At 71.5% G+C, this 11,891-nt stretch carries 14 protein-coding genes; 7 read left to right on the top strand and 7 right to left on the bottom strand.

Going from position 1 to position 11,891, the window contains the following annotated elements:
* The first annotated feature begins 175 nt into the window (after positions 1-175).
* The gene (locus JF597_RS47565; protein WP_294011674.1) at positions 176-772 is read left to right on the top strand and encodes a TetR/AcrR family transcriptional regulator; all 597 of its coding nucleotides are present in this window, start codon (positions 176-178) and stop codon (positions 770-772) included.
* Positions 773-819: 47 nt separating this feature from the next.
* On the opposite strand, the gene JF597_RS47560 is transcribed toward JF597_RS47565, so the two are convergent.
* The 3 genes from JF597_RS47560 to JF597_RS47550 are packed head-to-tail and all read right to left on the bottom strand — an operon-like array spanning position 820 to position 1,797.
* On the bottom strand, positions 820-960 hold the full coding sequence (locus JF597_RS47560) for a hypothetical protein (RefSeq protein WP_294011672.1): 141 nt from the start codon (positions 958-960) through the stop codon (positions 820-822).
* Entirely contained in the window at positions 957-1,163 is a 207-nt protein-coding gene (locus tag JF597_RS47555) for a hypothetical protein (protein WP_294011670.1), read from the bottom strand. Before JF597_RS47555 ends, JF597_RS47560 begins: the two co-directional genes overlap by 4 nt.
* Before the next feature lie 19 nt (positions 1,164-1,182).
* Entirely contained in the window at positions 1,183-1,797 is a 615-nt protein-coding gene (locus tag JF597_RS47550; protein WP_294011668.1) for an AAA family ATPase, read from the bottom strand.
* 289 nt (positions 1,798-2,086) lie between these two features.
* Between JF597_RS47550 and JF597_RS47545 the strand changes: the two genes are divergently transcribed.
* From JF597_RS47545 to JF597_RS47535, 3 genes are all read left to right on the top strand, one after another.
* Positions 2,087-2,530 (top strand): VOC family protein, encoded by a 444-nt coding sequence (locus JF597_RS47545; RefSeq protein ID WP_294011666.1) that lies wholly within the window; start codon positions 2,087-2,089, stop codon positions 2,528-2,530.
* A gap of 97 nt (positions 2,531-2,627) precedes the next feature.
* Positions 2,628-4,079 (top strand): NAD(P)/FAD-dependent oxidoreductase, encoded by a 1,452-nt coding sequence (locus tag JF597_RS47540; RefSeq protein WP_294011676.1) that lies wholly within the window; start codon positions 2,628-2,630, stop codon positions 4,077-4,079.
* 374 nt (positions 4,080-4,453) lie between these two features.
* On the top strand, positions 4,454-4,741 hold the full coding sequence (locus JF597_RS47535) for a hypothetical protein (RefSeq protein WP_294011664.1): 288 nt from the start codon (positions 4,454-4,456) through the stop codon (positions 4,739-4,741).
* 10 nt (positions 4,742-4,751) lie between these two features.
* Here JF597_RS47535 and JF597_RS47530 read toward each other — a convergent pair whose 3' ends face one another.
* The 3 genes from JF597_RS47530 to JF597_RS47520 all read right to left on the bottom strand — a co-directional run bounded on the left by JF597_RS47530 (position 4,752) and on the right by JF597_RS47520 (position 6,738).
* On the bottom strand, positions 4,752-5,054 hold the full coding sequence (locus JF597_RS47530) for a hypothetical protein (RefSeq protein WP_294011662.1): 303 nt from the start codon (positions 5,052-5,054) through the stop codon (positions 4,752-4,754).
* Positions 5,055-5,317: 263 nt separating this feature from the next.
* Complete coding sequence (locus JF597_RS47525) at positions 5,318-6,004, bottom strand: DedA family protein (RefSeq protein ID WP_294011660.1); 687 nt, start codon at positions 6,002-6,004, stop codon at positions 5,318-5,320.
* 5 nt (positions 6,005-6,009) lie between these two features.
* Positions 6,010-6,738 (bottom strand): hypothetical protein, encoded by a 729-nt coding sequence (locus JF597_RS47520; protein WP_294011658.1) that lies wholly within the window; start codon positions 6,736-6,738, stop codon positions 6,010-6,012.
* A gap of 211 nt (positions 6,739-6,949) precedes the next feature.
* On the opposite strand from JF597_RS47520, the gene JF597_RS47515 reads away from it, so the two are divergent.
* From JF597_RS47515 to JF597_RS47505, 3 genes are read left to right on the top strand one after another with little or no spacing between them, the layout of a single operon-like run.
* Positions 6,950-7,990, top strand: coding sequence for an LLM class flavin-dependent oxidoreductase (locus JF597_RS47515; protein WP_294011656.1), 1,041 nt, complete (start codon positions 6,950-6,952; stop codon positions 7,988-7,990).
* Complete coding sequence (locus JF597_RS47510; RefSeq protein WP_294011654.1) at positions 7,983-9,014, top strand: LLM class flavin-dependent oxidoreductase; 1,032 nt, start codon at positions 7,983-7,985, stop codon at positions 9,012-9,014. The genes JF597_RS47515 and JF597_RS47510 overlap by 8 nt, the downstream gene beginning before the upstream one ends.
* 19 nt (positions 9,015-9,033) lie before the next feature.
* Positions 9,034-9,735: an NAD(P)-binding domain-containing protein gene (locus JF597_RS47505; protein ID WP_294011652.1), complete on the top strand. Its 702-nt coding sequence runs from the start codon at positions 9,034-9,036 to the stop codon at positions 9,733-9,735.
* Between the two features lie 401 nt (positions 9,736-10,136).
* Here JF597_RS47505 and JF597_RS47500 read toward each other — a convergent pair whose 3' ends face one another.
* Positions 10,137-11,459 (bottom strand): MFS transporter, encoded by a 1,323-nt coding sequence (locus JF597_RS47500; protein WP_294011650.1) that lies wholly within the window; start codon positions 11,457-11,459, stop codon positions 10,137-10,139.
* Between the last annotated feature and the right edge of the window lie 432 nt (positions 11,460-11,891).

The following is an 11,891-nucleotide window of genomic DNA, read 5'->3' as shown; positions in this document are numbered from 1 at the left end:
TGGCGGCCCTGGCCGGGCTGCTGGCCCGCGGCCGCCAGGTCGAACCGGTGCAGCGGGTGTCGGTGGTGCGTTCGCAGGACATCCCGTCCGAGGCAACTCCGGTGGCCCAGGTCTCCGAGGTGTGACGGAAACCTCCGGCACTAGAATGAACAAGTCTGTCTGAAAGGGTGTGGCCATGGCGACGAGAACCGCGACCAAGCCGTCCGCACGCGAACGGCTGCTCGAAGCGGCCAACGAGCTCTTCTACGGTGAAGGCGTGCAGACCGTCGGCATCGACCGCGTCATCGAGCACGCCGGGGTTGCCAAGGCCTCCCTCTACAACACCTTCGGAAGCAAGGAAGGCCTCGTCTGCGCCTACCTCGAGCTGCGCTACGTGCGGATGAGGGACCGGATCACCACGGTCCTGACCCGCTTCCGCACCCCGCGCGAGCAGTTGCTCGGCGTCTTCGACGCCCTGGGCGAGGCGATCAACGACCCCGAGTACAACGGCTGTGCCTTCGTACGGGCCACCGCCGAGACGGCCGAGGACAGCTCGATCCGCCAGGTCGCGGACAACTACCGTCTCTGGATCCGCGGCCTGTTCACCGAACTCGCCGCGGCGTCCGGCTACGCCACCCCCGAGGCGCTGGCCCGGCAGCTGCACCTGCTGTACGACGGCGCGGGGCAGTCGGCCCGGATGGACCGCGACCTGTCCGCCGCCACGATCGCCCGGACCGCGGCGGCCGTCCTGCTCGACGCGGCACCGCTGACCGCGGACACGGACACTCCGTGACACCCCTGCGCCCGGCGCCGAGGACGCAGCCCGGGTGCAGGAAGACCTCAGTCGCGATCCGCTCGGCTGACGATCACGGCCGGCGCTGTCCTGGTGGTCACTCCGTACTCGCGCATCGCCGACTTCAGCTGCGCGCCGACGGTACTCGGGGACCTCGACAGCGCACCGGCTGTCTGACGGTTCGTCATACCCCGTAGGAGCAGCCGCACCACTTCGGACTGGCGGGGCGAAAGGCGGTTCCCCTATCCGCGGCGGCCGCCACGTCGGCGTTCGCCGCGGACCGCACGAGCGCGATCAGGCGCATACAGTCCTCGGTGAGGGCGACCGCCTGTTCGGCGTCGGCCGCGGCCAGCCGCAGGCGGGCGTGCGCCGCCGCGGACTCCAGCCACACGGCGATGATGCCGCGGCGCTCACCCTCCTCGCGGATGTCCCGCAGCAGCTCCTCCAGACGTTCGTCGCCGCCCTCGGCCGCCGCGGTGAGCTGTGCGTACAGCAGGGACGCCGCCAGGTGGCAGACCGGCTCGTCGGCGCTCTCGGCCCACGCGCGCCTGTTCGGCCAGTCCCTGCCCCGACCCGGTGAGGGAGTCGAGACGCACGGCCTGCCGCACCGCGTCGACGACCGGGCCTAGCGTCAGCGCCTCACGGAACGGCGGGCAGGCCACCACCAGGGCTTGCGAGCCGGCCGTCGCGACCGCCGCCAGTGCTTCCCGTACCAGGCGGCTCTTGCCGATGCCGGACTCGCCCTCGACGATCACCAGCGCGGGCCGCCGCCGAAGAGCGTCGGTGACACGCAGCAACTCGCGCTCGCGGCCGACGAAACGGGGGCTGTCCGCACTCGCACTCCGCCGCACTCGACCGCCTTCAGCGCTGCCCGTGCCTGCGAGGGGCCGCCAGGTGACCCGACGGGAGGGGCATCGGCCGGGCGGCCGCCGACACACCTCGCAAGCGATGGGAAAGCCAAGCAGGGAGTGACATACTCCTCGCACACAAATGATCAGCAGGTGAATTAGACCAACGTACTCCATTGCATGGTCAAGCCGTCATATACGTTTGAGGCGAGGCCGCCAGGGCGGACTCGCTCGCGGTGATCGCCGACATGACCTTGCGTCACATATCGCCGCTCCGCTGCGGCCTGGACTGCCGCCTCCCGCACGACCCCCGCCGGTCTTCGCCACCACCCGCCACGTCGGCCGACCGAGCACCCCTTCACGTCACCTGCTTGACCGGTTACGCATGCCGGTGTCATGATCTCACCGGTTCAACCGGTGACGCACGCATGGCGAAACCTCACACCCGCGAACAGAAGAAGCGAACATGGATCTGAAACTCGAAGTTCTGGTGCTGCCCGTCTCCGACGTCGACCGGGCCAAGGCCTTCTACGAGCAGGCGGGCTTCCGTCTCGACGTCGACTACGTCGCCGACGACACCTACCGCGTGGTGCATCTGACGCCCCCCGGATCACAGTGCTCGATCCTCTTCGGCACCGGCGTCACCACCGCCGCACCCGGGTCCGTGCAGGGCCTGCACCTCGCCGTCTCGGACATCGAGGCGGCACACGCCGAACTCGTCGGCCGGGGCATCGAGATGAGCGAGGTATTCCACGACGCCGGCGGCGTGTTCCACCGCGGCACGGAAGAAGGACGCGTCAGCGGCCCGCACCCGGAGCGCGCCAGCTACAGCTCGTTCGCCGCGTTCAGCGACCCGGACGGCAACGGCTGGGTGCTGCAGGAGATCACCACCCGGCTCCCCGGCCGGTGACGGCGCGTCCGTCGACCGGACGCGGCTGAGGAGAAACGGGCTCCGGCCGACGCCCTCGCGCGGAGGCCGGAGCCCTTCTTGAACGACAGGAGCAATGATGAACGAGTCCGTCCGCACCTACGACGTGGTCGTCATAGGCGCGGGTCCGGTCGGCGAGAACGTGGCCGACCGGGCCCGTGCCGCCGGGCTCAGCACGGTGATCGTCGAAAGCGAACTGCTCGGCGGCGAATGCTCGTTCTGGGCCTGCGAACCCAGCAAGGCGCTGCTGCGGCCAGTGGTGGCCCGCGCCGACGCCTGCCGCGTCCCGGGCCTTGCCGCCGCCGTGCAGGGCCCGCTGGACGTGGACGCCGTCCTCGCGCACCGCGACCGGATGGCCGCCTACTGGAAGGACGAGGACCAGGTCGACTGGCTCGACTTCGTCTCGGTCGACCTCGTACGCGGTCACGGCCGGCTCACCGGCCCACGGCAGGTGTCGGTGCGGACCCCGGACGGGAGCACCGTCCGGCTGAGCGCACGGCATGCCGTAGCGGTGTGCACGGGCACCACCACGGCCCTGCCGGGCATACCCGGCCTCGACACCGTACGGCCGTGGACCAACCGCGAGGCCACCGGCGCCGACCGGGTCCCGGGCCGTCTCGCCGTGGTGGGCGCGGGCGTGGTCGCGGTCGAACTGGCCACCGCCTGGCAGGCACTGGGCTCCCGGGTGACCCTGCTGGTCCGCGGTGCCGGCCTGCTGACGAGGATGGAACCCTTCGCCGGTGAACTCGTCGCCGGCGGGCTTCGCGACGCGGGCGTCGACATCCGGCTGGGCACCGAGGTCGCCGCCGTGAGACGTGCGGGCGGCGCCGACGACGAGGTACGGATCACCCTGGCCGACGGCGAGGAACTGGCCGCCGACGAGATCCTGTTCGCCACCGGCCGTGCGCCGCGCACCGCCGATGTCGGCCTGGAGAGCGTCGGCCTCACCCCGGGCGACTGGCTCACGGTGGACGACACATGCCGGGTGACCGCCGTGTCGGACGGCTGGCTCTACGCCGTCGGCGACGTCAACCAGCGGGCCCTGATGACCCACCAGGGCAAGTACCAGGCCCGGATCGCGGGCGCGGCCATCGCCGCCCGCGCCCTGGGAACCCCGCTCGACGACGCCCGCTGGGGCGCCCATGCCGCGACGGCCGACCACACCGCCGTGCCGCAGGTCGTCTTCACCACCCCCGAAGTGGCGTCCGTCGGCCTCACCACCCACGAAGCACGGCGCACCGGACGCCGGGTCGAGGTGGTCGACTACGAGATCGGCCGACTGGCGGGCGCGCAGCAGTACGCCAAGGACTACCAAGGCCGGGCCCGGATGCTGGTCGACACCGACCGCGGCACCGTGGCCGGCGTCACGTTCGCCGGACCGGGAGTCGGCGAACTCCTCCACTCGGCCACGATCGCCGTCACCGGCGAGGTGCCCCTGGAACGGCTCTGGCACGCGGTCCCCGCATTCCCCACCATCAGCGAGGTCTGGCTCAGACTCCTGGAGACCTACCGGGACAGCGCGGCCGGCTGACACCTCACACGTGGGTGTGGCCTCGGGAACATGGGGGCGGCTGCCCAAAAGGCGCACTGAAGGGCAGCCGACCCCATCCCGCCGCCGGGGGTGTGGCAGCGGAGGGCTTGTCACTATCAACACGGATCCACCGGTAGAAGCGGTTCATGGTCATTCCGGAGCTTCTGCCCGCCGGGCACCGGGAAGCGCCGCATACCGCCCTGACCAGCAGACATCTCACACACGACGTTTAGGCTCGGGTGGCCAGAAATCATCGACCGAGTCTTCGGAGGCAGCACACGTGATCGCAGTGACCGGCGCGACCGGCAACGTCGGCCGAGCCCTCGTCGACCGTCTCCTCGCCGCCGGCGTGCCACGAGGGCCACGAGGCCGCGGTGCACCATCTGACGGGCCCCGAGGCGTACAGCAACGCCGAGCAGGTCGCGGCGATCGGTGCAGCCGTCGGCCGGGAGCTGACGTTCGTCGAGGTCGACCCGGCCGAGGCGGGGGCGGAACTCTTCGCGCACGTTCCGCCCCCGATGCTCGAACGGATGCTGGGCTCGTTCGCGCAGACCGTGGGCGTGCCGCCGGAGATCACCGCCACGGTCGAGGACGTCACCGGCACCCCGGGCCGCACCTTCACCCGGTGGGCCCGGGACCACGCGGCGGACTTCACGGCGTAGCCCCGGAGGCTCAGCGCAGGACGACCGCGGTGACCCGGTCGGTGTCCGCGCGCTCGACGCAGCCACGCGGACGCATCACGTCGTGCGGGGGCAGGGCGGGCCGGAGCACACCGACGTAGACGCCTCCGCGCACCCGGGTGAGACCGGCGTCGTCGTTGTGGGCGGCGGTCGACCGGCGGCGGGTCGCCCACAGGTCGTCGGCGGCCAGCCGCAGGTCGCCGTCACGTGTCTGTACGGTGAACACCGTCGTGGTGGCCTCGGCGGCGGGTGCGGCTCCGGCCGGGTCTGGGTCGCGTCCGCCAGGGCGGACCACAGCAGCGGAACGAGCAGCAGACCTGCCGCGCCCACCGCCGCCCGGCCCGGCCGGCGTCCGCCAGGTGGCGTCATTGTCTGCGGCCCGGTCGGGATGCCGGGCACCCGCGCTGCGGGCACCGGGACGAATCCCGGCAGGACGGGCAGTCCCGCCACGGCGGCGCGAGCCAGATGGGCGGCCTTTCCACCGGTGACGGACGGTTCGTGGGCCAGGGGGATGTCCAGCGGCACCACGGCCCGGTCCGCGGCCTCGAATTACCTGACTCATTTCTCCTGTGAGTGGGTCAAATCGCGTTGCGCGCCTCGCACCGCGGTCCTCGCCGGCCCGCCCGAGGCCACAATCGCCGACGTGACGGGCCGGCGTCGGCGTCGGTGGGTGCAGACCTTCACGACGACGAGGACGAGTGCGGCGACGGCGGCGACCGCCAGGGCACCGGTCGGGCCGGGCGGGCGCAGGTAGTCGGCGGCGGCCGCTCCGGCGAAATAGCCGAGGGTCACCGTCGCGGCGCCCCAGACCAGTGACGCCAGGGCGCTGTAGCCCAGGAAGCGGCGGTAGGGCATGCCGGAGGAGCCGGCGGCATAGGGCACGAAGGTCCGGGCGAAACCGATGAACTTGCTGGTGAGGACCGTGGCCGCGCCGTGGTGGGCGAGGAAGGCGCGGGCGCGTGCGGTGCGTCGGGCCGCCAGGGGCCGTGGCCGGCCGGGGCGGCGCGCGCACCGGCGGCCCAGTGCGTAGCCGAGGCTGTCACCGGTGACGGCTCCGGCCACCACGACGGCCGCGAGGAGGAAGACGTTCAGTCCGCCCCGGCCGGCGACCGCGGCGCCGAGGAGGACGGCCGTCTCGCCGGGCACCAGCAGCCCGACGAAGGCACTGGTCTCACTGGCCGTCAGCACGAACACCACGACGTACGACCACCAGCCGGCGGCCTCGATCACACCGTTGAGGTGCACGGCCGTCAGCCCGCCCGCCCCAACCGTGCGGTACCGGGGGCTCGGACGCGGGCACGCGGCCGCGGCGCGACGGCCTGCCCCTCCGGCTCCCACGCGTCCGCGGTGCGCGGCCGTACCGGGTCCTTGTCTGTGAGGAGCCCCACGGCGAACCAGGTCAGGAGCGGTACGACCGCGGCCAGTACCCCGGCGGAGGCGGGGTGAGGGGATGTCAGCACGGCTGTCGTCACTCCGCCCAGCGCGGCGACCATGACGGCGATGCGGGTGCGGACCGACGAGACGGCGGTGATCGCGGCCAGGGCCGTCATCAGATACCAGCCCGTGAGCGCACCGGGCATCGCCAGGTATTCACGAAAAAGCGAACTCTCGTGCGCCGACAGGTGTTCCAGCGGTACCGACCAGGTGTACAGCAGCCCGGCAGCGCTGGACAGCAGCAGCGCGAGGGCGGCGCGGGCGTAGACCGCCGGCCGCTGCTGTGCCAGCCAGAGCAGGACCAGTGCCGTCAGGGGCCAGGGTGTCAGGATGTAGACGGATGACATCACGTGCGGGGTGTCGGTCCAGGCGAGGTCGGGGTAGGGGTCGGCGCCGGTAGAGGCGCCGACCAGCGCCGCGTGGAGCATCGCGAGCGCCGCCGCGCCCGTGGCCGTGTGCCGCAAGGCGGTGCGGACGATCGTCTGCCGCGTGCGCCTGTCGGACGCCGGGACGGCGGCGTGCGGCATCTGCGTGGCGTGGGCCACGACGGTCACCTCACTTAGTTGATGAATCAAATACATGATCTATGATCGATGCGCCAACGGGGGCGGATGCATGGCCATCGCCGGGCTACGGCGCACGTCACCGCCGCTCGCAACCCATCAATTGACACATCAAGCATGTCTCAAGATACTTGTTGCGTCAATCAATAACTTCGAGACCAGGCGCCCTGTGGAATCAGCGATGGAGGAGACCATGACCTTCGAAATTGGCCTCAACTCGTTCGGCGAGGTCGCCACGGACGACGGCCGCACGCTCGGGGACGCCGAGACCGTCCGGCTGCTCGTCGAGGAGGCCGTCCTCGCCGAGTCCAGCGGCCTGGACGTCTTCAGCATCGGCGAGCACTACCGGCCCGGCCATGTCGACAGTGCCGCTCCCGTGCTGCTCTCGGCCATCGCCACCGCCACCCGCCGCATCCGCCTCGGAACGTCGGTGACCGTCCTGAGCACCAACGACCCCGTGCGGCTCTACCACGACTTCTCCACCCTGGACGCCGTGTCGAACGGCCGGGCCCAGCTCGTCCTCGGCCGGGCCTCGGCCACCGAGTCCTTCCCGCTGTTCGGCTACGACCTCGCCGACTACGAGGAACTGTTCGAGGAGAAGCTCGAACTCTTCATGCGCCTCCAGCGGGAGGAGTCGGTGACGTGGTCCGGGGCGTTCCGGGCACCGCTCACCGAACAGCAACCGCGTCCCCGGATGCGCGACGGGGGGATCCCCACCTGGATCGGCGTGGGCGGCAGCCCGCACTCCGTGATCCGTGCCGCCGGCTACGGACTGCCCATGATGATGGCCATCATCGGCGGTCGCCCGCAGCGCTTCGCCGGTCTCGTCACCCTCTACCGTGAGGCCCTGCAACAGGCCGGGCACGAGCCGCAGCCGATCGGCCAGCACTCTCTGGGCCTGGTCGCCGACACCGACGAGGAGGCGGCTGAGACCTGGTGGGAGTACTGGCAGCCGGTCGTGGCCCAGGCCGCCGAGGAGCGCGGCTTCTACAAGCCGACCCGAGAACGCTACAAGGCGGAGCTCGACCACGGCGCGCTGTTCGTCGGTTCGCCGGAGACCGTCGCCCAGAAGATCGCGCGGACCGCCCGCGACCTGCACCTGAGCCGCTTCGACCTCAAGTACGACATCATGCACCTGCCTCGCCGGGCCCGGGCCCGCACGATCGAGCTGCTGGGCCGCGAAGTCGCCCCGCGGGTCAGGGAACTGCTCGCCAAGGAGACCACCCATGCATGACATCGTTTTCGGCCTGGACACCTTCGGCGACGTGCCCCAGGACGACTCGGGCGCCCCGGTCTCCCACGCGAGGGCGATACGGCAGGTCGTCGCCGAGGCCGTCCTCGCGGACGAGACCGGCGTCGACGTCATCGCGCTGGGCGAGCACCACCGTTCCGAGTACTCGGTGTCGTCCCCGGAGACCGTTCTCGCCGGCATCGCCACACGCACCGACCGCATCCGCCTGTCCTCCGGTGTGACCGTACTCAGCTCCGACGACCCCGTGCGGGTGTTCCAGCGCTTCGCGACGGTCGACGCGCTCTCCGGCGGGCGGGCCGAGGTCATCCTCGGACGTGGCTCGTTCACCGAGTCCTTCCCGCTGTTCGGGTACGAGCTGAGCGACTACGACACCTTGTTCGAGGAGAAGATCGAGCTGTTCGCGAGGCTGCTGGAGGAGAAGCCCGTCACCTGGTCGGGCACCCTGCGCGCGCCTCTGGAGAACACCGAGGTCTTCCCGACCACCGAATCGGGGCGGCTGACCACCTGGGTGGGAGTCGGCGGCTCACCGCAGTCGGTCATCCGCACCGCCCGCTACGGCCTCCCGCTCATGCTCGCCGTCATCGGCGGCTCCTACGAACGCTTCCTGCCGTACACGGACCTCTACCGGCGCGCGGCGGAGAAGTTCGGCACCACCGCGCATCCGGTGGGCATGCACTCCCCCGGGTTCGTCGCCGACACCGACGAAGAGGCCCGGGAGGTGTTCTGGCCCGGCTACCGGCTCATGCGTGACCGCATCGGTGCACAGCGTGGCTGGGCACCGGTACGCCGGGAGGAATTCGAGGCCGAGATCGAGCACGGCTCCCTGTACATCGGCTCGCCCGAGACGGTGGCACGCAGAATCGCCGGCGCGGTGAAGGGACTCGGTGTCGGCAGGTTCGACCTTCTGTACACCGCCGGCCCGCAGCCGGTCGGCGCCCGCCTGCGCGCGGTCGAGCTCTACGGCACGAAGGTGATCCCCATGGTCCGGGACATCCTGGCCGGCTGACGACGTGAAGGGAAACGTAATGGAAGCACACGGCATCCGCACCATAGGCATCCTGGGTGCCGGGAAAGTGGGCACCGTACTGGCGCGGCTGGCCCTGTCGGCAGGCCTTCGCGTGCTGATCGCCGGGTCGGGGGCGCCAGAGAACGTCTCCCTCACCGTCGAGGTCCTCGCACCCGGCGCGGTCCCGGTCACCGCCGCCGAGGCGGCGTCCTTGGCCGACCTGGTGATCCTGGCGCTTCCCCTGAGCAAGTACCGCGGGATCCCGGTCGAGGAACTGCACGGCGAACTGGTCGTCGACGCCATGAACTACTGGTGGGAGGTCGACGGGGTACGCGACGACCTCACCGATCCGCACACCTCCACCAGCGAGATCGTCCAGGCGTTCCTCCCGAGGTCCCGGGTGGTCAAGGCCTTCAACCACATGGGCTACCACGACCTCGAGGACGAGGCCCGGCCCGCCGGTGCCCCCGACCGCAAGGCGATAGCCATCGCCGGGGACGACCCGTTCGACCGGGCCGCGGTCGCTCACCTGGTGAACACCCTCGGCTTCGATCCGGTCATCGTCGGCCGGCTTGCCGAAGGCGTGACCCTCGAACCGGGCACCGAGCCCTTCGGAGCGAACGTCGGCGGCCGCGAACTACGGTCCATGGTCGGCCGCTTCCCCGCTTCCCCGCTTCCCAACGCGGCCGAGCAGTCGGGCGGGCCCGCGCCGCAGCGGTGACCCCGCCGGCGGACGCGGCCTAGGGAAGGCCAGGGGGACCGTTCCGCCCACGGGTTCTCCAGAGCCTGCGGCCCCGTGGCGCGGGGCCGCGGGGCGCGGGGCCGCGCCGCGGGCGTCTATTCGGGGCTGGTCAGCTGTCCGTCGATCAGACGCCACAGCCCGTCCGCCCCGACCACGGAGTCGTCGGGGACCTCGGACACAGTCATGCCGGGCCCGGAGGCCAGCGGCCCTCTTGCAGGACCGCGGAAAACATAACTGTGAGAGTTCTTCTGCGGCCCGGGATGGGTTGCCGCCAGGCTCGGCGCCAACTGGTGCCCGCCGTGCTGATCGAACGGCCGGGGATCCATGGTGATGTGGGCAGCCGCTCCTGGTCCGGGGGCCGTCCCGTCCGCGCGCCGGTCCTACCGGCCGGTGCCCGCGGTGACAGCCATGTCGGCCGTGCCGGGCGTGTCGGCCCAGTCGGGCGCGCCCGGTGTATCGACCGCGTCGGACGTATCGGCCGTATCTTCGGCCTTGCCGACCGAGGTTCGGCCGCCGCTGACGGCGGACCAGACGAGAGCGATGCCCGCGAGCAGCACGAAGCCCAGTCCTGTGGCCACCACGCCCGCCCACCCGTGCGCGGTGAACATCGCGCCGGCGACGGCGGATCCGACGGCGCCGCCCGCGAACACCGCGAAGATGTAGACGGTGTTCAGACTGGCCTTGTTCGCGGACCGGGCGGCGAAGATGCGTGCCTGGTTGGCGATCTGGCCGCTGGTGGTTCCGTAGCCGAGCAGGTTGCAGCCGACGGCGAGGGTGACCAACGACTGGCCGGCGAACCCGAACAGGACGAAGGCGAGCAGCACCGATCCCAGGGACAGGGCGTTGACCTTCGGCGTACCCCAGCGGTCGGCAAGCCGCCCCGAGTAGCGGGCGGCCAGCGCTCCGGGCACGCTGAACAGGCCGAAGAGGCCGATCACCGAGGGCCCCAGCGAGATCGGGGCAGCCGTGAGGTGGAAGGCGAGCGAGGACCAGAAGGCGGAGAAGGCGGCGAAGACCGTCGCTCCCAGCGCGGCCGAGAGCCGCAGCGGCGCGTGCTCGGTGATGAGCTTGGGGAGCGAGGCCAGCAGACGGAAGTAGCTTCGCTGTGCCGCGGCCGGTGCGGGAGCGTCGGCGGGCATGAACCGCGGCAGCACCAGGAGCAGCCCACCGGTGACCACGGCGGCGGCGGCGTATCCGGCCCGCCAGGTTCCGGCGGCCTCGGTGATCAGGCCGGCGGCGGTGCGCGAGAGGAGGGCTCCCATGGTCAGGCCGGTTCCCACCGCTCCGAGGACCCGGCCGGCGTTGCCGGGGGCCGCCATGGAGACGACGGTCGGCATGATGACCTGCGGAAGCACGGTGGTGGCGGAGAGGATGAGGGTGGCGATGCTCAGCAGCGCCACGGAGGGGGCGGCGGCTCCCGCGAGCAGCGCCACGGCGGTGATCACCAGCAGCACACCGGCCAGCCGCCGAAGCCGGGCGCCGTCGGCGAGCGGCACGATGGCGACGATGCCCAGCGCGTAGCCGATCTGGCCCGTCGTGGCGACCAGTCCGGCGGTCGACGCCGAGGTGTGGAAGCCCCGGGCGATCTCGTCGAGGAGCGGCTGGGTGAAGTAGATGTTGGACACGGTGATCGCAGTAGCCGTGGCGAAGACGGGGATGGTCCCCCGTTTCACGCCCGGGCGGGTGGTGGCTTCGCGGGTCATGGATTCCTCGTGTGCATGGGTCACAGGCGCGGCGGGCGATGAGGCCGCCGGATGCTCGGGCACCGCGGCAGCGGTCCACGCGAAGCGCCGTCTCGCGCGGCCCCTGGCCGGATCCGGCGCGTGCCCGGCGACACCGCCGGGCACGCGGCTGGTGGGTGCGCCCGTGGCTCGGTCGGCTCGGTGGGCTGCAACTTGTCGCAGGTCTTACCGGCGGGACGGACGTCGCGTCCTCTGGCTGCCGGTTCCGCGAGGGTGCAGGCGGACTCGGCCGCGTTCGCCGCGTCCGCCTGCGGGTGTCATGCGCGGGCTCCCTCGAATGCGGTGGTGAGTTCGGTGGTGGTGGTGATGGTGTGGGCGTAGGTGGGGCCGTTGAGGTCGTGGGCCGCGTGCATCATCTCGGGGAGGAAGGCGGCGGTGGCGTCGCGGACCAGG

It is taken from the genome of Streptomyces sp., assembly GCF_019510245.1.
Taxonomy (GTDB): Bacteria; Actinomycetota; Actinomycetes; order Streptomycetales; family Streptomycetaceae; genus Streptomyces.
Note: the sequence above shows the minus strand (reverse complement) of the source record. Positions and strands in the feature narration are given on the sequence as shown.